General features: G+C 46.5%; 24 protein-coding genes and 1 tRNA gene. 14 read left to right on the top strand and 11 right to left on the bottom strand.

What is annotated here, in order from left to right:
* Positions 1–98 precede the first annotated feature (98 nt).
* The gene (locus MiSe_RS11705; protein WP_226579149.1) at positions 99–239 is read right to left on the bottom strand and encodes a hypothetical protein; all 141 of its coding nucleotides are present in this window, start codon (positions 237–239) and stop codon (positions 99–101) included.
* A gap of 104 nt (positions 240–343) precedes the next feature.
* On the opposite strand from MiSe_RS11705, the gene MiSe_RS11710 reads away from it, so the two are divergent.
* Positions 344–1,672, top strand: a complete 1,329-nt coding sequence (locus MiSe_RS11710; protein ID WP_226579152.1) for a serine/threonine-protein kinase — start codon at positions 344–346, stop codon at positions 1,670–1,672.
* 132 nt (positions 1,673–1,804) lie between these two features.
* Here the strand turns inward: MiSe_RS11710 and MiSe_RS11715 are convergent, their stop codons facing one another.
* Genes MiSe_RS11715 through MiSe_RS11725 form a run of 3 tightly spaced genes read right to left on the bottom strand, consistent with a single transcriptional unit; the run spans position 1,805 to position 2,996 of the window.
* Positions 1,805–2,128, bottom strand: a complete 324-nt coding sequence (locus tag MiSe_RS11715; protein ID WP_226579155.1) for a XisI protein — start codon at positions 2,126–2,128, stop codon at positions 1,805–1,807.
* Positions 2,095–2,547, bottom strand: a complete 453-nt coding sequence (locus tag MiSe_RS11720; RefSeq protein ID WP_226579158.1) for a XisH family protein — start codon at positions 2,545–2,547, stop codon at positions 2,095–2,097. Before MiSe_RS11720 ends, MiSe_RS11715 begins: the two co-directional genes overlap by 34 nt.
* Positions 2,548–2,594: 47 nt before the next feature.
* A complete protein-coding gene (locus MiSe_RS11725) occupies positions 2,595–2,996 on the bottom strand; it encodes a helix-turn-helix domain-containing protein (protein ID WP_226579161.1) in 402 nt (133 codons plus the stop codon).
* A 119-nt stretch (positions 2,997–3,115) separates the two neighbouring features.
* Between MiSe_RS11725 and MiSe_RS11730 the strand changes: the two genes are divergently transcribed.
* A complete protein-coding gene (locus MiSe_RS11730; RefSeq protein ID WP_226579164.1) occupies positions 3,116–3,517 on the top strand; it encodes a hypothetical protein in 402 nt (133 codons plus the stop codon).
* Between the two features lie 78 nt (positions 3,518–3,595).
* Here the strand turns inward: MiSe_RS11730 and MiSe_RS11735 are convergent, their stop codons facing one another.
* The gene (locus MiSe_RS11735; protein WP_444980486.1) at positions 3,596–4,213 is read right to left on the bottom strand and encodes a chorismate lyase; all 618 of its coding nucleotides are present in this window, start codon (positions 4,211–4,213) and stop codon (positions 3,596–3,598) included.
* Between the two features lie 134 nt (positions 4,214–4,347).
* On the opposite strand from MiSe_RS11735, the gene MiSe_RS11740 reads away from it, so the two are divergent.
* The 5 genes from MiSe_RS11740 (at position 4,348) to MiSe_RS11760 (ending at position 8,327) form a co-directional block, all read left to right on the top strand.
* A complete protein-coding gene (locus tag MiSe_RS11740) occupies positions 4,348–5,136 on the top strand; it encodes a DUF5131 family protein (RefSeq protein WP_226579169.1) in 789 nt (262 codons plus the stop codon).
* 13 nt (positions 5,137–5,149) lie between these two features.
* Positions 5,150–6,022 carry a three-Cys-motif partner protein TcmP gene (locus MiSe_RS11745; protein WP_226579173.1) on the top strand — a complete coding sequence of 291 codons (873 nt, stop codon included), beginning with the start codon at positions 5,150–5,152 and terminating at the stop codon, positions 6,020–6,022.
* 428 nt (positions 6,023–6,450) lie between these two features.
* Complete coding sequence (locus MiSe_RS11750) at positions 6,451–6,690, top strand: hypothetical protein (RefSeq protein WP_226579174.1); 240 nt, start codon at positions 6,451–6,453, stop codon at positions 6,688–6,690.
* On the top strand, positions 6,678–7,130 hold the full coding sequence (locus tag MiSe_RS11755) for a type II toxin-antitoxin system VapC family toxin (protein ID WP_226579176.1): 453 nt from the start codon (positions 6,678–6,680) through the stop codon (positions 7,128–7,130). The genes MiSe_RS11750 and MiSe_RS11755 overlap by 13 nt, the downstream gene beginning before the upstream one ends.
* A 249-nt stretch (positions 7,131–7,379) precedes the next feature.
* Entirely contained in the window at positions 7,380–8,327 is a 948-nt protein-coding gene (locus MiSe_RS11760) for a putative 2-dehydropantoate 2-reductase (RefSeq protein WP_226579178.1), read from the top strand.
* A 118-nt stretch (positions 8,328–8,445) separates the two neighbouring features.
* Here the strand turns inward: MiSe_RS11760 and MiSe_RS11765 are convergent, their stop codons facing one another.
* Genes MiSe_RS11765 through MiSe_RS11775 form a run of 3 tightly spaced genes read right to left on the bottom strand, consistent with a single transcriptional unit; the run spans position 8,446 to position 10,901 of the window.
* Positions 8,446–9,249: a class II aldolase/adducin family protein gene (locus tag MiSe_RS11765; RefSeq protein ID WP_226579180.1), complete on the bottom strand. Its 804-nt coding sequence runs from the start codon at positions 9,247–9,249 to the stop codon at positions 8,446–8,448.
* Positions 9,250–9,262: 13 nt separating this feature from the next.
* Complete coding sequence (locus MiSe_RS11770) at positions 9,263–10,078, bottom strand: class I SAM-dependent methyltransferase (protein ID WP_226579320.1); 816 nt, start codon at positions 10,076–10,078, stop codon at positions 9,263–9,265.
* A gap of 16 nt (positions 10,079–10,094) precedes the next feature.
* On the bottom strand, positions 10,095–10,901 hold the full coding sequence (locus MiSe_RS11775) for a Uma2 family endonuclease (RefSeq protein WP_226579182.1): 807 nt from the start codon (positions 10,899–10,901) through the stop codon (positions 10,095–10,097).
* A 541-nt stretch (positions 10,902–11,442) separates the two neighbouring features.
* Here MiSe_RS11775 and MiSe_RS11780 point away from each other — a divergent pair.
* Positions 11,443–12,909, top strand: a complete 1,467-nt coding sequence (locus MiSe_RS11780; RefSeq protein WP_226579184.1) for a PEP-CTERM sorting domain-containing protein — start codon at positions 11,443–11,445, stop codon at positions 12,907–12,909.
* 49 nt (positions 12,910–12,958) lie between these two features.
* Here MiSe_RS11780 and MiSe_RS11785 read toward each other — a convergent pair.
* Positions 12,959–13,039, bottom strand: a tRNA-Leu gene (locus MiSe_RS11785).
* Between the two features lie 267 nt (positions 13,040–13,306).
* Between MiSe_RS11785 and accC the strand changes: the two genes are divergently transcribed.
* Positions 13,307–14,656: an acetyl-CoA carboxylase biotin carboxylase subunit gene (gene accC / locus MiSe_RS11790; RefSeq protein WP_226579322.1), complete on the top strand. Its 1,350-nt coding sequence runs from the start codon at positions 13,307–13,309 to the stop codon at positions 14,654–14,656.
* Between the two features lie 83 nt (positions 14,657–14,739).
* Here the strand turns inward: accC and MiSe_RS11795 are convergent, their stop codons facing one another.
* Complete coding sequence (locus MiSe_RS11795) at positions 14,740–15,033, bottom strand: YggT family protein (RefSeq protein WP_226579186.1); 294 nt, start codon at positions 15,031–15,033, stop codon at positions 14,740–14,742.
* 248 nt (positions 15,034–15,281) lie between these two features.
* On the opposite strand from MiSe_RS11795, the gene psbX reads away from it, so the two are divergent.
* From psbX to MiSe_RS11820, 5 genes are all read left to right on the top strand, one after another.
* Positions 15,282–15,401 (top strand): photosystem II reaction center X protein, encoded by a 120-nt coding sequence (gene psbX, locus MiSe_RS11800; protein ID WP_226579189.1) that lies wholly within the window; start codon positions 15,282–15,284, stop codon positions 15,399–15,401.
* A 225-nt stretch (positions 15,402–15,626) separates the two neighbouring features.
* Positions 15,627–16,442, top strand: coding sequence for a Ycf66 family protein (locus MiSe_RS11805; RefSeq protein WP_226579192.1), 816 nt, complete (start codon positions 15,627–15,629; stop codon positions 16,440–16,442).
* Positions 16,443–16,572: 130 nt separating this feature from the next.
* Positions 16,573–16,713 carry a hypothetical protein gene (locus MiSe_RS11810; RefSeq protein WP_226579194.1) on the top strand — a complete coding sequence of 47 codons (141 nt, stop codon included), beginning with the start codon at positions 16,573–16,575 and terminating at the stop codon, positions 16,711–16,713.
* Positions 16,714–16,885: 172 nt separating this feature from the next.
* Entirely contained in the window at positions 16,886–18,019 is a 1,134-nt protein-coding gene (locus MiSe_RS11815; RefSeq protein WP_307731341.1) for a S1C family serine protease, read from the top strand.
* A gap of 489 nt (positions 18,020–18,508) precedes the next feature.
* Positions 18,509–19,876 carry a trypsin-like peptidase domain-containing protein gene (locus tag MiSe_RS11820; protein WP_226579196.1) on the top strand — a complete coding sequence of 456 codons (1,368 nt, stop codon included), beginning with the start codon at positions 18,509–18,511 and terminating at the stop codon, positions 19,874–19,876.
* A 3-nt stretch (positions 19,877–19,879) separates the two neighbouring features.
* On the opposite strand, the gene MiSe_RS11825 is transcribed toward MiSe_RS11820, so the two are convergent.
* Entirely contained in the window at positions 19,880–20,902 is a 1,023-nt protein-coding gene (locus MiSe_RS11825) for a succinate dehydrogenase/fumarate reductase iron-sulfur subunit (protein ID WP_226579198.1), read from the bottom strand.
* Positions 20,903–20,961 lie beyond the last annotated feature (59 nt).

Below are 20,961 nucleotides of genomic sequence, written 5' to 3' on the forward strand. Positions count from 1 at the left end.
TAGGGGCACGGCATCAGCAATCATCAACCTCAAACCGAAATATCGATATTGCCGTGCCCCGACGCGCATCTGTGATATCACACTGTAGGGGCACGGCATCAGCAATCATCAACCTCAAACCGAAATATCGATATTGCCGTGCCCCGACGCGCATCTGTGATATCACACTGTAGGGGCACGGCATCAGCAATCATCAACCTCAAACCGAAATACCTATATTGCCGTGCCCCGACGCGCATCTTTGGTTTTGTATCCCCAACTTCACTCGTCAGGATTCCCGTAGCCCGGATTTTAACCAGACTGCTGTGTAAAAATTAACTTAGTTATCAAACAAACTTCAGCTATGTTTCGGGATGGGCAGGAGTTACAGGGCGGTAGATACCGAATAGAAACCATTTTGGGACGGGGGGGATTTGGAATGACTTACAAGGCACTGCACGCCGAGTTTAATACCCATATTGTCCTCAAAACGCCCGATCCAACCCTACAAAACGACCCGGAATATACCAGTTATGTGAGAAAGTTTCGCCGAGAAGGACGGTTACTAACTCAATTGTGTCAGCGCTGCCGCCATCCTCATATTGTCTCGGTGAATGACCTGTTTGATGAAGGAAATACTCCCTGTTTGGTGATGGAGTTTATTCCAGGGGAGAACTTGTTTCATTTAGTCCGCAGTCGAGGCAAGCTACCGGAAGCAGAAGCGGTACAATATATCCGGCAAGTTGCTTCGGCTTTGGATGTTGTGCATCGCGAGGGCATCGTGCATCGGGATGTTCACCCTGGCAATATTATGCTGCGGTCAAATTCTACAGGGGGAAATTCTGTTTCGGCGGTGCTGATTGATTTTGGATTGGCGGTAGAAATTGTTCCTATTTCCATTAGTTCAAAACTATTTGGGAATCCAATATTTGCACCCTATGAGTTACTAAACAAAAAACCAGGCTATAGCGACCCAAGGGTGGATATTTATACCCTGGCTGCTTCGCTGTACTATGCGGTAACGGGTGAATATCCGACGAAGGCTTATGACCGCAGGGATGGTGAGGAATTAATTCCGCCTCAAAGTCACGTCGCCAGTCTCAGCGATGAATTGAATCGGGCTATTATTGCGGGGATGGAATTTGAAGCTAAAAAGCGTCCTCAGTCTGTTTCGGATTGGTTGGCTTTGTTCCCCAGTCAGGAGGATAGCGAACAAGTTCCAGCGCGATATCAGAAATTGCGGGATTTGCTTAAAGCTGGGAAGTGGAAAGAGGCGGATAAGGAAACGGCAAAGGTGATGCTTCAGGTGGCTGGGAGAGAAAAAGAAGGCTGGCTAGATTCCGATTCCATCCAAAACTTTCCCTGTGAAGACCTCCGCGCCATTGACCAGCTTTGGGTAAAATACAGCAATGGGCGCTTCGGCTTTAGCGTGCAGAAGCGCATCTGGCAAGAAGTGGGCGATGTAGAGGATTTAGAAACAGAACACCGCCTGGGCGATCGCCTAGGATGGCGTGTGAAAGACGAATGGTTAAACTACAATGACCTCACCTTCTCCCTCAATGCCCCCCTGGGTCATCTCCCGAGAGGCGGGGGGCGGTGGTGGGTGGGGGGTGGTTGGGTGGTGCGTGCGGTCTACTCGGTCCGCCGAGACATACAAATCTTCTTTTCTCGCGTCGAGACTTGTAAACTGTAACATCTAAGGCTTACGGCGGATCGAAAAGATTGATTTCAGGGTCGATTTCCTCGAAACCATGCCCTGTCTGGCTTTCCGATACCTGGCACTGACGCTGAAGCATCTGACCAGCAGCTTGCGGGTTATAGCAATTTAAACGCTAACAGCCAACGGAGATTGGAGCAGAAAAGCTAAAACAATATCATCTGGGGAAATTCCTTTCTCAATCAAATCTTGAGTAATCCCATGCTCCATCCCATCGTATTCGATATAAACTTTTCCATCTTGCAAAGTGACATAAATTAGGTTGCCCCTCACGCGCCGTCCCCTATCCCAACCGACTTGCATCAGCGCATAGCGGTCATGAGTTTCATCAAATACGGCATCGAGTCGGATATCTCCGTGAGAGGGACGCAGTTTAGCGTATTTAAGAATAACCTGCTTTACGATGTCTCGATAAGTCGCGGTGGTATCCATTGTTGCACCTCGGCTGTTGGTAAATTGATAACCAGCATTTTTAGAGGAATTTCAGCGATAACGAGTTCGCCAATTGGTTCGCTAAAAATTTCGCTATAAGTAATATCTGTTACAGCTAGATAAAGTTCGCGTTCTGCATCTATTCTACTGAGCAAAAGCCGATACAGAATATACTGTCCCAGCGCTTGTTCCAGGTCGGCAATTGCTGATTGTCCCCGAAATTCTTTAATTTCAATAGCGATGCGGCTATTTTCTCGTGCAGCACCGATGAACTGTCCTTGAATTGGGTCAGTTGCAGCTAAGTCTACGAACAAAAATCGCTCACCGTAAGAGATAACATAGGGGTCGTCGGTGATTTCCCAGCCATCCTTGACCAGGGCTTGTTTAACGATATTGTGGATTGTATCTCTTGGTGGCATTCCCCGTTTTGGTTTCTAGTTAAATCCAGCGCCAGCTTCCCCTTCCTCTAAACCCTTTCTTGCTTTTCCAATTCCGGCGGATCTTCAAAAATCATCGCAATTTCCAGCAATTCCCAACACTGATAAACATTACCACTCTGCGGATTTTTGGGCAGAACAACCCGCCGATACGCTTCCAACGTATCTACCATCAGTTTATTGCCGTTTCCCAATTCCACATCGTTGAGTCTGGTTTTCCCAACCCCGGTGAGGTCTGATAACTCATCCAGCGTTAAGCCTTTCTGTTCGCGGGCTGTTTTCAAAATTAGCCCAACTTTTACCATTCCCACCTTGTCAAATCGGACTATTGGTTGGTTTTTCTTGGTTTGACGCGGCATAACCACCAGACACAAGCCTCTAAAATCCTGAATCCTTCGATAATACAAGCATTCTAGCGCGATCGCTGTCACTGTTGGTCGATCTCACCCTTTTTCCCAAATCGTGTATATTGACTTTTGCTTCAAAATAGTGGATAGTGTATTTAGGCAAAGAATTGCCGCTCAGCCGGATGAGAAAGGATGTATAAACCATGACAGCCTTGTTTAACCGCATTCAACCCGCCGCCAAATTCCGCATCACCAAGGGTCAAATTGCCAAATTCCTGGGGATTGCTGAGTCTGCGATCAAAGATATCCAACGCTGGCATTACGTCCTTTTCGTCCATCGCCGGGATAGAGGCGGGCAGTTTATCAGCTATCGCAAATTAGAACAGTGGAAAAATGCTCTAGCTTCCCACATGCAAAAATGCGAAACTTTGCAGCAGCTAAACTTTTTGAAGAGTGCAATTTCTAGAGATAGCAAGAAATACGGCAAGCAATATAATGATGCGGTGAAGCTATTTCTGCACCAAATATGGCAGAAATGTCAAGAAAAATTGCTGCGAGAAAGGGAAGCGATCTTGTCTGGCGGCAAATGGGAAAGTAGCTGCTAGCTAATTGCAGATTTAAGATTGCAGATTTTAGATTGTAAATTGAAGTAAATTTCAAATCGGCAATCTCAAATCTAAAATCTAAAATTGCTCCCCCTGCATTGGCCCCAAATACTTAGTCAAATAAGGGGAAAACACCTCATAAATTAGCGTCAAAGGCTGTTTATGATGCCAAAACAAATAATGGCGACCCCAAAATGGCCCAGTATGTCCAAAAGCCTTTTCTAACGCCTCAGAGTGACCGTAATAAATGCCTTGAACATCGCGATACAACTCAGTTCGCAGCTTTTCTAAACTCAACCAAACGGGAATAGAACGATTTTGCAAATACTCGTCCACGTGGCTAGCTTCCCACCAAGAACAAGCATAAGCTAACCGCTGCCCAGAAGCTGTCCGCAACCACACTTGTCGTCTGACGCGCGGTCCCGGCACGACTTGCATTTGTTCAGGTGCGCCATCTGGGTTCATTCCCACAGGAGACATATCAATTAAATCTACTTCGGTCTTCTCCCCTGTCAGCAATTGCAAGTGGCGCGTCGGGGAACCGTCTCCCAGAAGCAACAATTGCCAAGTCGGTGCGAGTTGCGAATGGGGCAATCCTTGCTGGATAATACTTTCTCCCCCTTGCCAGATCGGCGTGAGGGCGTGCCAAGAGGTTGGCAGGGTGAGGCTGTCTGGTGCTGTGAAAGTCGCAGTCAAGGTTCTTAACATAACTTAACTTTTTCTTATGATAGCGTTGTTCTTACTGTCGGTATGGTTCGTTAGTCTATATAGATCTTTTGTACTATAATTAAGGTGGCGAACAGTCCAAAAAAAAGATATATACTAGCGAGATGTCAAGCAGCAACACTGGTATTGAATGGACTGACAAAACCTGGAATCCAACAACTGGTTGTGACAAGGTAAGCCCAGGATGTCGCTATTGCTATGCTGAAGCACTTACCGAACGCTTCCCTAAAACTTTTCCAGAAGGCTTTAAGCTGACGTTGCATCCAGAACGACTAGAACAACCAAAGCGATGGCGTACCCCTAGTCGTATTTTTGTCAACTCCATGAGCGATCTTTTTCACGAAGATGTGCCGTTTTCTTACTTACAGGAAGTTTTTAGCGTGATGGGAGAAACTCCGTGGCATATCTATCAGATCCTAACTAAGCGCTCAAGCCGTTTATTAGAATTAGCGCCCCATCTTGAATGGTGTGAAAATATTTGGGTAGGTGTATCTGTAGAAAGCCAAAAATATACTTATAGAATTGATGCTTTGCGGCAAGTACCAGCAAAGGTTCGCTTTCTTTCATGCGAGCCTTTATTGGGAGCGTTGGATTTAGATCTGAAAGATATTCACTGGGTAATTGTAGGTGGTGAATCTGGATATAACCATCGTCCTATGCAACCAGAATGGGTAAGAGAGATTTTGCAGCAAACACGGGAAGCAGAGGTTGCCTTTTTCTTCAAGCAGTGGGGAGGAAGGTACTCGAAAGCAGGTGGTAGGATACTCGATGGACGCACTTGGGACGAAATGCCAGATGCTTGGAATCAGCACAAGATTAAGTCCCCAAAGAAATCTTCTAGACAACAAAAGTTAATTGAGTTAAAACCAGAATATCTAATTCCTGCTAAATAAAGAGAGTTTAGAAATGAGTCGGCTTGGTAGTGAGGGTGAGGACATTATCGGGCGTTGGTCTGAGGAGAAGCTAGATTTACTGGCAAAATATCTCAAAGCTTACTCTGCGATTATGAACAAACAAAAGCAAAGCTGGCTCAAGGCTTACTATTATATAGATGCTTTTGCAGGTTCTGTTAGACCCAGATCTAAAGAAGATGAACAGCGATATATTGATGGTTCTCCTTTACGTGCTTTACAAACAGAACCTAAATTTGATGCTTACTGGTTTATAGATGTTTCACCGCGACGTATCGATCGTATACAAGGACTGCGTGACGAGTTTCCAGATTGTACGATTGAGATTCGTCAGGGAAACTGTAACGAAATCTTGTGTAACGATATAATTCCGCGAATTACTTATGCTTCAAAGCAGCGTGCTTTTGTGTTTTTAGATCCTTATGGCTTACAAGTAGATTGGGAAACAGTTAGAAAATTAGCAAATACTAGAACTTGTGATATCTTTGTAAATTTTTCTGTAATGGGGGTTACTCGCCTCCTGCCTAGAGATCAACGTCCAGAGGGGGAAGTATTAGAACAATTAAACAAAGTTATGGGCAGCACTAATTGGCTCGATCAAATATATCAACCACCAAGACAGTTAAGTCTGTTTCCCTCGCTAGAACCTACTCTAAGTCGCGAAACTATCAAAGCGGAAGAGTTGGCAAGCTTGTATGCAGAACAATTGGGATCGCTTTTTGAGTACGTCAGCAAACCAGTTCTGATGAAAAACTCCACCAATTCGGTGTTATATGCCTTGTGCCTAGCCAGCCACAATCAAACAGCGACTAAGATTACAAACGATATTTTCGCTCGATACGAACGTTTAAGGCAATCAGAAAGCTAGTTTTGCTCGTGCGATCGCATCCCCTTCTCCCCTACAACTGTTTCGGGTAGAGTCCCATTTCGCACAATCTGGCGGCTAAGGCTGGCGATCGCACTCTATCCTAGTCGAGGACTTAAGCAAAAAAACAAAGGGCGATAGGAAAAATCGTGGGTTTAGAGTCGCGAGATTGACGCATCACCTTTGTTTTTGGCCCGCCTGCGTAAATCCTGCTAGTCTTAGCAAACAACTCTCCCATCTCAAGATGGAAACCCTTCGCCAAATTATCCCAGTCAAGCGCGAAGCGAAGATCGCGCCGCTTCGCGTTTCGCATTGTGAAAGGCTTTCAAGTTTAAGGCATTGCTTGAGATCAAAATGCGATCGCTCGCTTCCAATGCAAGCCAAGTTATGATTAAACTGTAACTTTCCTCCACCGAACGGGATGAATGCTAATGCTTACTGAACTTAGACAAAAGGCAATAGTACAATCTGGTGGTCTAGTAGAAATCCGTTCTCTAGAACTGCCAGCAGGCGCAACTGTAGAGGTTATTGTACTTCTAGAAACAATACCCGATACCGATGCTCCTCAAAAGTCTTTAACCAGTTTTATTGGAACAGCAAAAGGCATTTTCCCCACCCCAGAGTCAGCGGATCAATTTATTCGTCAGGAACGGGATTCATGGGAATCCTAGATGCAATTCAAGGCAATCTAGTCTACCTGGATGTCAACATCTGGATCTATGCCTTAGAAGGATATCCAGCTTACATTCAAGACTTAACCCAGCTATTCCAAAGCATAGACCAGGGTAATTTGACTGCTGTAACCAGCGAACTGTCACTAGCTGAGGCACTTGTTAAACCTATCCAAAATCAGGACTTAGCACAACAGACAACCTATAAACAATTCATCCGAACTTCACAAAATTTATCAGTTATTCCTGTTAACCGCGATGTGTTAATTGAGGCTGCTAGACTCCGTGCTACTGTCAACATTAAACTACCTGATGCTATCCATGCAGCAACGGCATTGTTGACTCAATGTACCACGTTTCTGACGAATGACCAGAGCTTTAGTCAAGTTCCTGGTTTATCGGTGGTTTTACTTTCTCAGATTAGTTCTCCCTCAGCTTAAGAAGCGCTTCCCCCATTCCCTTTTCCCATACAACTGTTCCGCAGCGAGTGCCATTTCACGCAGCGATCGCACTAATTCCTAGTCATAGCAAACAACTCCCCCAACTCAAGCGCCAAGCGAAGATCGCGCCGCTTCCCTAACCCATGACTTAAAGATCTCCTGGCTACTTCTCTATTCGATGCCAATTTAGGGTAAAGGTAAAAAATAGCGCTCGTCACATCTCAAGAGTAGAACCAGGAAACTTGACTTATGGGAAGAAGCTACGCCGTTGTAGGTACAGGGGCAATTGGAGGCTTTTACGGATCTCTGTTACAAAAAATTGGGCTAGAGGTGCATTTTCTGCTGCACCGAGATTACGAACACGTCCAGAAGCATGGTTTGGCGATTTCGTCAATCAATGGCGACTTTACCTTACCCCAGGTGAATGCCTACAACGATGTAAAAGATATGCCTCGTTGTGATGTCGTATTGATAGCCCTGAAAACCACTCAAAATCACCTACTGCCTGACTTATTGCCACCTTTAATCAAACAAGGGACTGTTGTCATAACCCTGCAAAACGGATTGGGAATTGAACCTGAAATTGCCTCGGTTGTGGGGGAAGATATCGAAATCCTGGGAGGGCTGTGCTTTATCTGTTCCAACAAAATTAGTCCGGGTAAAATTCATCATATCGATTACGGTCAGATTCAGCTAGCCGCTTATGGCACTGACGGTAAACCGCAAGGAATTACGACTGCAATGCGTCAGATTGCCGCTGATTTTGAGCAAGCTGGCATTCCCATCCAGATGGAAGAAAATTTAATGCTGACGCGCTGGAAAAAATTAGTTTGGAATATTCCTTTTAACGGTCTATCAGTAGTATTAAATGCCAAAACAGATGCCATCATGGCTGACCTACACGGTCGTAAAATGGCTGAACAATTAATGCGAGAAGTAGTAGCTGCTGCTTTTGGATGTGGCCTGAAGATAGACGAGAGTTTCATCCAAAAAAGGCTGGAAGATACAGTTAAAATGAAACCCTACCTTACTAGCATGAAACTCGACTATGACTTTCATCTTCCTATGGAAATAGAAGCCATTTTTGGCAACCCAATGCGCGCAGCGCAACAAGTCGGCGTCCCAGTGCCTCAGATAACGATGCTATATCAGCAATTAAAATTTTTGGAAGCCATAGGTAATAACGCAAGTTGCTAGTTATAAACAAGGGCTTTGCTAATGGCTAATGGCTAATGGCGAGATTGGTAAAAATCCAGGATTAGCAATTAGCAATTAGCAATTAGCAATTAGCAATTAGCAACTTGAGTTAAATAGATCAATTGAGTAAATCTGGCTCTTGTTTAACAATCATTTCATACAGAGGTTGGAAGCTAAACCAACCTAGCGAGTGAGTTCCTACCTGGCTATAGGTTAGCTTGGCAATATCGGCATCAATCAAAGTTGGTTTGCCCACTGCTTCAGCCATCAATTGTGCTTGACAACAATTATCCATTGCGATAAACCACCAAGCAGTTTCATCAACTGAATGTCCCACAGTTAGCAAGCCATGATTGCAAAGGATAATTGCTTTCTTTTTTCCTAAAATATCAGCAATGCGCGAACCTTCTTTTGGATCTAACACTACACCAGTGTAATTCTCAAACAAAGCACAATCTTCATAGAAAGCACAAGCATCCTGAGTCAGGGGGTCAAGCATGCGCCTCAGGGTTGACCAAGTTTTACCATAGAGAGAATGAGCATGGGCAGCAGCTATGACATCAGGTCTGGCAAAATGGATTTGGGCGTGAATCGCAAAAGCCGCAGCATTGATGGGTCTATCGCCCTGGATAATCTCACCTTTATGGTTAACTAATATCAAATCTGAGACTCGGATATGACCAAAATACATGCCGAAAGGATTAACCCAAAAATGGTCAGTCAATTCCGGATCTCTGACGGTAATGTGTCCGGCAATTCCTTCATCAAATCTGTAGCGCGCAAACAGACGAAAAGCAGCGGCTAAACGTTGTTTGCGATGCAGGCGTTCATCTTCGAATCGCTCAAACGTAGGTGGTTGAGGAAGTGAGATTGTCGATTGTGACTTTTGAATCGCTAATTGGGGGTCAATAGATGAAACCATAGGTGTTTTCCAACTACAATTTTTCAGCCGATACAACTAAAGCCGACATTGGTACAACCAGTTTATTATCTTTCAAGTAAGGCAGGGTTGTTTCACTAATGGCGGCGCGGATATTTTCCAGATTTTTTTCAGGTTGACGCCGCAGCAAACCACCTGTTCTAGCTGTACCTTTATAAAAAGCTGCAAAAAAATGCTCGGCGCTTTCTAATTCCCAAATTAAAGGTATTTGCTCGACTAAAGGGTTGGTAAATCCCGCATTCTCCAATGCATTGATCGAGTTTTCTGGCTGGCTAAAATAAAAAAATGGTGGCCCCGGCGGCATCGGCACATCTGGATCGCCATAAGTTTGAATCGCCTGATAAATTAGCTGGAAGCCGATGGATTTTTCCATAACATCCCAGACAGTAAAGGCAAATTTACCGCCACCGCGCAGTACCCGAAAAGCTTCGTTAATTGCTTTTTGGGGTTCAGCCAAATGCAAAATCCCAAAATTCATCGCGATCGCTTCAAATTCTCCTGCTTCAAAAGGCAAAGATTCTGCGTCTCCCTGAACCCAATTAAGGTCGGGATTGATTTCTCTAGCTTTGGCTAACATCGCCTCAGAAAAATCTAATCCAGTTACTTGACATTGACGTTGCGCGGCTTGGGCGGCTACATAACCAGGCCCAGTGGCAACATCGAGTAATTTTATCCCAGGTTGAGCATTAACAGCATTCAGCAAAGGTTCAATCATTTGCAAAGTTAGAGAACCAAAAGAATAATGATACTCATCAGCAGATTGTTGCCATCCTTGATATTCAAATTCCCTAAATTCTGCTAATTTTTCCATCACTTCAACCACCCCCCTACAACTGTTCCGGATCGATCCCCATTTCGCGCAAACGTGCAGCCATTGCTTGTGCTTTGTGTCGTTCCCGTTCTAGCAACGCCTCTGCCTCTTGGGCCCGTTGGCGTTCCGCTTGGGCCCGTTGGCTTTCCTCTTGGGCACGTTGACGTTCCTCTTGGGCGCGTTCTTCTGAGAATGGCAGAATATCGCCCAAACTATTCCACCAACGCAACCAGTAGCCCGTCCTACCCTCGTGGGTTCCTTCCCAGACTGCCAAGTACAAGTCTAATCCATCAATCCAATAGCGCCCAAACTCGTTGGGTGTTTGCTGACTATAACGCCCCGACTCTAAAGCATAAACCTCCAGCCGTCCTGTCGTCGGTCGGAAGATTGCATAATAAGGAACTTTGATTACCTGTTCGTAAAAATACCACTTGCCCACACCCTCGGTATGCTCAACCGAATATTCCTCACCGTAGGTAGCAGAAAGAAACTCCATCACGATTTGCGGAATTGTTCCTTCTGTATGGGGTGTATAACTGCGACGGGGTTGGGTTGACTGCCAAGGGTTGACGGGTTTTACATACATCCAGTCCGGTGCTTTGCAAATAATTCGCTCGTCTACAGAAGCACACAAAGCCATATTTGATACAACAATTGCATCTTCCATTAACTGAGGAAATGCTGTTAATGGCTGTCTTAGTGCGGCAGCTAGTAGGGGTTGATCGATATTTTCCACGGGGTCATCGGGTAATACAAAGTCGTCTGGCAGTATAGGCCAGCGAATCGATGGTTTTGAGATTGGTGTTTGAATCGCTTCCATCATCGCACCTCGCGATCGGTACGCCTCTAATTATTGATTAAGTGGAGAAAGGTCGCAAAGCATACATAACTGAATTTGAACTAGGTTTTTTGATGGGAAACCTAGAAAACCAACTCGGATTGCTCCGGTAATGTTTTCCTCGTCAAGGTTAAAAGGGCTTTTTCAGTCAAAGACACTGACTTAACCAAAATAGATCTGTTTAATCTTTGACGATAGAGCCAAAGGCACCGAAAGCACCCTTGGGTATCATCACCCCCTTAACGTAGTCCAAAGAAGGACTGAGACTGGCTATCTCTCACAGGTAATGGTTGTCCAGCTTTGTCCAGTGTTTGGTGGATGGCTTTCCCTCGTAGACCCTTGAGTCTATCCTAATCGGATACCGTGCCATGTGCTGTCTATTTATTTTTAAGTATTACTACTTACGCAGGTTTAACGAGATATGTTTTAAAGATTTGGTAAACCAGTGTTTCTTCGGTGAAGGGAATTATAATATGGTATTCAAACAAATCAAAAAAATCAGGGTACAAGCAGAAGTTATCAAATCATGCACAGCACTAAATCCTTGCTATGGCGCTCCTTCAGCGCAATAGCATTAACTTGTCTGGGTTTTCCCGATGTAGCAAATGCTGCCACTATTGCTCCGCCGTTCCAGAATCAACTTCAGATTGATCGGATTAGCGGTTCTTTTTTTGATAACAATCCCAGTAGAATTACGCAGATGGCGTTTGGTCCTGACAAGCGTCTTTATGCCATCACGCAAAATCGAGGGGTGTATAGCTTCGCCTACGACCTCAACAGTGGCATTTTGAGCGATGGCAAGACTGCAACAAATATCAGCGGTCTTGGCATCGGCTTCCTTGGCAATACAATGTATCTCAGTGCTTATGACAAAATTGTTCGCCTCAGCGATGACAACATCAACGGGATATGGGGTGAGTCAGGCGAAACCAATGTCAATATTGTTGAGGGAATACCCTCAGGCGACAATACGGTAGACCAAATTCAAATTCAGGGTAATACACTCTACATCGGCATCGGAAACCGCACGATTGATGGCACCAATGTAATTTTTTCAGGCAACGATTCCCTTGGTGAAACATCATACGGTGGGACGATTTCTTGGATTCAAGATCTGACTCTAGTTCCCAGCATCCCGAATGCGGCTCAATTAAGAGATAACAACGGTAACCTGTTGAGTGGTTTGGATTTTCTCACCAACAGCAGTCCCTATACTTCAACCGCAAAAGATAAACTAATTGTACATTCTTCAGGAGCGAGAAATCCTTTTGGTATTGCCTTTGACCGCGACGGCAATCTATGGATGACCAACAACTATAATCGAGCTAATTCTAATGGTGATGGAACCAGCAATACCCGTCCCAACTATTCGCTTGATAACGACTTGAGTGATGACGTTTACGACCAGTTTTTTAAGGTGGCTCCACTAGCAGATTACGGCTACGCTAATCCTAACGGGCGAAACAACCCGCAAGCTCTAGCCGCAGGTTTCTTTGCTCCGGAAAACCGGGTAACATCGACAACATTTGATAATCTTTTTACCGATTCATTTATTCTGCATGACCCGAAAAACCCCAAGGGTTTAGGGCCATCCGCATCGCCTGATGGTTTTGATTTTTACAAGGGTAATAAACTACCGATACAGTTCCAGAACAAAGCCTTTATTACCCGCTTTAATAAAGGCCCGATAGTAGAAACAGATGGAGAAAATTCCCTCAGTTACGGGGATGTTGTCTTAGTCGATCCCAGTACCGGGGATGTTAGTTTAGTTGCGGATGGATTCCAGAATCCCCTAGATATTCTTGCCGACTCAGAAGGATTGCTCGTCGCTGACTATAGTGGGGGAATTTATCGCATCAAGAGCGCGTCTAGTTCTACCCAACCCGTCCCCGAACCTTCTACTGTATTAGGCTTATTAACAGCTGCTGCTTGTGGTGCGATCGCCAAACCTGTCCGCCGGACAATCGCCAAGCGTCAAGCCAAGTCAGCATAAAACTTAGAAAAGTAGGGAACGCACAAGCGTCCCTACTTTAAATCATCAATGCGGATGGCGAGACTCGAACTCGCAAGCCAAAGGCACACGCCCCTCAAACGTGCGCGTATACCAATTCCGCCACATCCGCGTTTGTCAGGAGTCAGATATTCATATTAACTCACACTCGCCCAGCTTAACAAGACCCAAGGATAAGAAAAGTTGCTAATTTCTTCTTTTAGCCCCATTCAGCCATGATACGATTAACAGCCGAACACAAAAAGCTGCTTCGCTATCAAGCTGCTTGCGTTCGGCGTAGCCGTCGCGTAGCGAATCGCCGTTCGCAACCTGCCTCGCGTTGCTCGTCGTGGTTCTTCTATCTAACTTCGTGCCACCGCTGTTGTCAAAAGCACAGAAAATGCGCTTCTCTAAAATTCTAATTGCCAACCGGGGAGAAATTGCCCTCCGCATCCTCCGCACCTGTGAAGAAATGGGAATCGCAACTGTTGCGGTTCACTCTACCATTGACCGTCACGCCCTCCACGTCCAGCTAGCCGACGAAGCCGTGTGCATCGGCGAACCCGTAAGCAGTAAAAGTTATCTCAATATCCCCAATATCATCGCCGCAGCTTTGACGCGCAATGTCGGGGCAATTCACCCAGGCTACGGTTTTTTGGCAGAAAATGCCAAATTTGCCGAAATTTGCGCCGATCACCAGATTGTTTTTATCGGACCTTCCCCAGAAGCCATCCGGTCAATGGGTGATAAATCAACTGCTAAAGAAACCATGCAGCGAGTTGGCGTCCCTACAATACCTGGAAGCCACGGGTTGCTAAAAGAAGAGAAAGAAGCACTTTCCCTGGCGCGTCAAATTGGTTATCCGGTGATGATTAAAGCCACTGCTGGCGGCGGCGGACGGGGGATGCGCTTGGTGCGCGAAGCGAGTGAATTCCTCAAACTGTTCCAAGCAGCGCAGGGAGAAGCAGAAGCAGCTTTTGGCAATCCAGGGGTTTATCTGGAAAAATTTATCGAGCGTCCGCGCCATATTGAATTTCAAATTTTAGCCGATTCCTACGGCAATGTTATCCATTTGGGCGAACGGGACTGTTCGATTCAAAGACGCCACCAAAAGCTATTAGAAGAAGCCCCCAGTCCCGCACTTTCCCCGGAATTGCGAGAAAAAATGGGAACAGCGGCGGTGATGGCGGCTAAATCAATTAACTATGTCGGCGCGGGTACGGTTGAGTTTCTCCTCGACCAATCGGGTAACTTTTATTTCATGGAAATGAACACCCGAATTCAAGTCGAGCATCCCGTTACAGAAATGATTACAGGTCTTGATTTGGTTGCGGAACAAATTCGGGTAGCGCAAGGTGAAAGACTCAGCTTAACTCAAGACCAGGTAATGCTACGGGGTCATGCGATTGAATGCCGAATTAATGCCGAAGATCCAGATCATAATTTTCGACCTTCCCCAGGGCGGATCAGCGGTTACTTGCCTCCCGGCGGTAATGGGGTACGGATGGATTCCCACGTTTATACAGACTATGAAATTCCACCCTATTATGATTCTTTAATTGGTAAGTTAATCGTTTGGGGGCCAGATCGTCAAACGGCGATTAGGAGAATGAAACGCGCCCTGCGGGAGTTTGCCATCACTGGTGTGCCAACTACGATTGGATTTCATCAAAAAATCCTGGAAAATCCAGCATTTTTGCAGGGCGATGTTTACACCAATTTTGTCGAGGGGATGATCAAGAAGGGGTAATGGCGTTCCCAGGCGACCGCCTGGGTCACGAGGGTCATGGGTGATGGGCAATTCCTCACCAATTACCCATTACCGATTACCAATTACCCAACCGATGCCATCATCGTTATCAGTCCTTGCTGTCCTAAGAGAATTTCCCGCAGCAGGCTGAAGATGCCAACCCAGATAATGGGGGTAATGTCTACGCCGCCTAAGGGCGGTACGATCTTTCTGGTTATCGCTAAAAAGGGTTCGGTAGGCCAACCAATCAGGTTAAAGGGGAAGCGATTGAGATTGACTTGGGGATACCAGGTGAGTACAATCCGGAAAATGAACAGCAGGGTCATTAGCCCTAACACGATACCCAAAGTCCAGCTGGTGATGGTTGCTGTTGTCATGGCGGTTTAATCTAAGGTCTGGCATTCACTAGCAGCGATTGTCTTGTCAAGATGCCAACACCAGGAATTTCTCCCAGGTTTGGGCAAAACTACCGCTTTCACTACAATTTTAAGATTTGTATCCCCCCAAAGCGTTTTTTCGACTCAACTTTCACGAGTTTTCCGTAGCTGCAATGGCTTCTCAAGGTGCGATCGCAAGGGTAAAATGAGAGGACAGTATCGTTTTGTTACAAAGAGGGCCAGAATTTATGACTCCTTCCTTAGCTAACTTTTTTTACAGTCTGCTCGCCGGTTTGGTAATCGTCGTCATCCCAGTAGTAGTCGGGCTGGTCTTTATCAGCCAGAAAGATAAAATTCAGCGCTCGTAAGACCCACCCGAATCTCAAGTGTGATAGACGAGCAAAAAAGCTTCTGGCTTTAAAGCAACAGAAAAACAATGACGAGGACGCCTACACGCCGTTAGAACGGCAGACAAGCGTCCATTTTTGAATATAGACAAAAGCGGCTCTTGATTTAAAACTAAGCGTGTCAAGCTAAAGTGGAAATGTGGAACACCGACTCGCTGCCCTAACACTCATGCACGGAGAAACAAAATGCTCAATCTGGGCTTGTCTTTTGTCAGCTTTCTAGGAATCGCACTAGCGATCGCTGGTGTAGGTCTATATTTTCTCAGATCGATACGCCCGGAACTAGCGAGAGATCAGGATATATTCTTTGCCGCGATTAGTTTAGTGTGCGGCTTGATACTTCTATTTCAGGGATGGCGCTTAGATCCAATTCTGGCGTTTAGTCAGTACTTGTTGGCAGGATCGGCGGTATTTTTTGCCGTAGAAAACCTTCGCCTGCGGGGCGTTACCACCGAGCAAGCGAAGCGGAATACACCAATTGTAGATAGGGGACGCACCGTCAGCCGAGAATACAACGTTTATCAGGAAGCCGAACTCGACGAAATCGGGGCGGAGGATGAGGAGTACGAAGCTCGTCCTAGAATTCGAGGCAGCAGGGACGCGCGCGCCTCCCGCAATGGAGCGTATGAGGAGGAACCCCGTCCTCGTCCATCCGGGCGACTATCAAGTGCCGATAGAGAAAAACAAGGGTCAGCAGAGCGCCCCAGACGTCGTTCCCGGACAGAAACACGGACGCTAGAACCAACAGATGAGTGGGGAACACCAGAAGAGAATATCTCTTATGAAGACAGACCCCCTCGCCGTAGCAGAACTCGTCCCCCCCGCGAGGAAGAAATCACCGAGACGGAAACTACCTCGCCCCGCCCCAGGCGGCGTCGTTCTGAAGAGTCTGCATCGCGACGCAATCGAGAAGATGTAGAAGCAACGCCAACAGACTACGTTGATTACCAGCCAATTAAAACCAGCAATGAAGAAGATAATTCCGGGAATTTTGACTACTAGACTTTAAATAGGTGGGTATTGTTTGACTAGAGGCTGTTTTTTTGCCTGATACTAACGCAAGCTCATACAGACAAGCAACCGGCTTTGATTGGCAACGGTTGCTTTTTAGCATTTTTATGGAACTGCAACGATGGCGCAAAACCCGCAAGCATACTTAGCGCGAGCGGCTAAAATTAATATTTTTATCAATTACAGCGGCTTGCAGCCGCGTGAGGGAAAGCGTTATCGCGCTCGTTTGTCAAGCGCGCAGCAAAAATGGCTGCGCGCTTGACAAACTTGCGGTGTACCTCATGGGAGTGCAATCCGCTATACAAGGCTCAAAACCTTGTTTTCAACATTCATAAAAGGATTAGACAGCCACATGGGAAAAAGTAAAAATAAAGGTGAAGCTAAATCATATTTACTCTATTCAAACCCGTCAACACTTATATCCAAATCTCAGGATGAATACTAAACTTTTACCAATCGCGGCTTCAGGAGTCCTAGCTACCAGTGGTTTTATAGGTTCTGCTGGCATGGGAGCGATCGCTCTAACCAGCCAATTCTGGCTCGATGTTACTCCAGTCTCTGCCCAAGCTGTTGACGAACAAACGAATATTCGCGTCTATCAACAAGCGAGTGCAGCAGTTGTTTCGATTAATACAGGTAGGGGCACGGGCAGCGGTAGTATTATCAGCCCGGATGGCCTGGTTTTAACCAATGCCCACGTCGTCGGCAACGCCCGCCGTCCCATTACTCTAATCCTGGCAGATGGCAGGCAAGTCCCAGCCGATATTGTTGCCTTTGGTAACAACGGTCTGGACTTAGCCGTTCTGAGAATTCGAGAGGCTAGCAATCTGCCGACGCTGCGACTGGCGCGTCCGGGTTCGGTACAAGTGGGTCAGCGAGCATTTGCGATTGGCAATCCCTTTGGTCGGTTTGCCGGTACGTTCACCGTCGGGATCGTCAGCCGCATTGACCGACAACGGGGCTTGATACAAACCGATGCTGCAATCAATCCCGGCAATTCTGGTGGCCCATTGCTCAACAGCCAGGGAGAATTAATTGGGGTCAATACTGCCATTTTTACCAACGGTTCGACTCCCGGTAATATCGGCATCGGGTTTGCGATTAACATCGACCGGGTGCAGCCTTTCCTCACGGCGGTGCGTCAGGGAAGGGCACCCCGCGTCGCCCAAACACAACCGCAACGATCAAATGTAGTGCCTCAGCAATCTCAACGGTTGGTACTTAACGGTTCGCCAATTTCTGGTTCCCTGGGTAGGGGAGACAATGTGTTACCGGCAGATAACAGCTTCTTCGACTTTTACACGTTTGAGGGCAGAGCGGGTCAGCGCGTCTCGATTGAGATGAGCAGCCAGGAAATTGAGCCTTATTTAATTTTGCTGGGTCCCGATGGCAGGGAACTCGCACAAGTGGGTGATGGCGGTGGCGGCGGCAACGCCAGGATTGCCGCGATTTTGCCGGAAAACGGCACTTATATGTTACTGGCAAACTCGCGGGAACCTGGAGAAACGGGTGCTTACCTGTTACGCGCCGTGGCTAGTAGCGTCGGTCGCCGACTGCAACTGAGGTAAGATGCCTGCATTTTGGAGCTATTGCCAAGCTGGGGTTTGTAGTGGTTGAAGCGATCAGATGAGCGATCGCACCACATAATACCAAATCCGGGTCTAATACCCCCTTTATCAGCTAGACCGCGTAGGCGGTCTTTGTTTGTGTAGGCGCGACTTTCAGTCGTTTTGGGTTTGTGTAGGCGCGACTTTCAGTCGTTTTGGCTCAAAAGGGGTTGTACAACCGGATTTGGTATCAGTCCCAGCTGCTGGCTCCCACATCCTATTAACAAAGATTTCAAACAGCAAATTTTTGATTCAGCATTAATATCATGTCCAATGTGTAACTGCTAATAGCTAATCGCTAATGGCTGCTCTTTTGGCAATTGAAAAGCTCGCAATTAGCAAGCGAGCAATTAGCCATCCATACACTACCGATACCTAAGGACATGATATAATTCCTAAACGTTAAGCAGGGGAAAGCTATATATAGCAGATTAGGTGCAATAAGTCAATATGTTAGACGAAAAGTCGCACTGCACCCGAAGAACGAATAGGAAACTACTGCGTCTAGCAGTATCGGGAATTTTGACGACGGTCGCTACAATTGGCGTGACAGCGATTAACGAGATTGCTTTCTCAAACCCTAGCTGGGTTTATTCCAACCGTGCCGTAGCTCAAGAAGACATCAGCGAAGAAGTATATCGCAAGACAAGTCGGGCGGTAGTCCGCATAGAGACTGCTGACAGCACTGCTAGCGGCTTCATTATCACCCCAGACGGTAAAGTAGTCACGAATGCTCACGTTGTAGGGAATGCCGCTACTGTGACTGTTACCCTGCTAGATAAGAGTCACTTAAGAGCAGATGTGATTTACGTTGGAGAAGTTGATGGCATAGACTTAGCCCTCCTACAAATTCGGGGACAAAAGAATTTGCCAACAATCCGCTTTGGTAGTATCGACTCAGTCAGGGTGGGACAGCCAGTGTTTGCGATTGGCTATCCCTTTGATGTTGGCAAGTCCCTGACTAGAGGTATTATTAGCCGCATCGACAGAAAAAATGGAGAAATGCAAACTGATGCAGCAATCAATCCCGGCAATTCTGGGGGACCGCTGTTGAACAGTCAGGGCGAATTGATTGGAGTGAACACCAGGGGATGGGGTTACGTCGATGGGGGTGTGAATTTTGCAATTTCTGTAGATGCGGTGCAATCTTTCTTAAAAGAACCTCCTCCGAAGCAATGGGCTTGTATTGGTCAGCAGGAACCTCAACAACTTGTGCTGAACGGCCCAGTTGTCAGTGGTAGGCTCAGTAGCGGTGACAACATTTTGCCTAAGAATCGAAGCCTTTGCGATGCCTACAGCTTTGTAGGAAAGGCTGGTCAGTGGGTCAGAATTGACATGGTAAGCCTGGAATTTGACCCCTATTTGATTTTGCTCGACCCGAATGGCGTACAACTATTCTCGGATCAAGGTGGCATTGACCCTGATGCTGAAATAGCGATCCAACTGCAATCGGATGGCAGTTACAGGGTAATTGCTAACTCTCACAGTGCAGGGGAATCAGGAGCTTATAACCTACGCGGCGAGAGCCTGATTTTATGGAAAACCGGCGAACTTCGCTCAGGTGAATATAAGGATTTTTGGTTTTCAGGTCAAGCTGGACAGTCAGTGACGATTAGTTTGGAAAGTCGCGATCTTGATACGAGTTTGTCCCTGTTGGCTCCTGATGCTCAGTCCCTTGGCAGCAGCGACGAAAAGCTCAAAGTTAAATTACCTGCCACTGGCATATATATTGTAAGAGTCAGCACCGCCGATCGCGAAGGCGAAGGTCAGTTCACCCTAGTAGTTCGCGAAAATGGGCTGACTCTGGCAGGTAGCTGAAATCTATAATTGAGGCTGAGACTGCTGCTCTAGATTTTGCACCGATTCGATCAGATCCCGTACCGCATCAACCCCTTGTGAAGGCTCAAATCCCAGGGGGAATTTGCCCCGAACTAGCATTCGTAACCCTAAAGGCCCCAGACTAATTAATCCCTTGATATCGCGGAACGAATTAGCCACCACCTGCAAGCCAAACCGACGTTCGTCAATCCAACCGGCATCTTTAACCAAATCGATTAATACCTTACGGTGGCGAATTGAGCGACTCGCCTGGGAATCCTTGCGATGGAGAATTTCGCTTTTAATTTTACCGATTTGATCCATTGGGGCGACCTCCATCGGACAAACCGCATTGCAGTAATAACAGCGAGTGCAACCCCAAACTCCCGCAGTCCCTTGGTTATATTTTTCTAAACGAGGTGAGGTTTGGGCATCGCGAGAGTCTGCTACCATCCGATATGCCTTAGCCAGCGCATGGGGGCCAACAAAATCGGGATTCACCTCGCGAGCATTGCACTCGGAATAACAAGCACCGCATAAGATACAATTACCCGTTTGATCCAACTTGGCTCTTTCTTGGGGAGTTTGGAGAAACTCGCGTTCTGGAACTTGCCTAGCACCCGTAGATACATAAGGATCGACCGCCTCCAAGTTATCCCAAAAGCTACTCATATCGACCACCAGATCCTTAATGACTGGCATGTTGCCCATCGGTGCGACGGTAATTTCGGGTAGGGTTTCACCTGGAGTTGAATTTGACGCGGCTAGCAACTGTTGCAATCTTTGCATTTCGCTGCCAACATTTTCCTTACATGCCAAAGCCGAACGACCGTTAATCCGCATCGCGCAACTACCGCAGATGGTATTGCGGCAATTTTTGCGAAATGCTAAACTTCCATCTTGCTCCCACTTAATCCGATTGAGGCAATCCAGGATGGTATTGCCTGGATCGACATCCAGGGTATAAGTTTGAATCCAAGGCTCGCTGTTTTGACTCTGCCGTAAAATCTTAAAAAAAACTTGCATTTTCTTGAACCTTTGTCTCGAAATCTAAACCTGCCCTGCTCTTAAGTGTCGCTCAAAGC

Source organism: Microseira wollei NIES-4236 (genome assembly GCF_020521235.1).
Taxonomy (GTDB): domain Bacteria; phylum Cyanobacteriota; class Cyanobacteriia; order Cyanobacteriales; family Aerosakkonemataceae; genus Microseira; species Microseira wollei.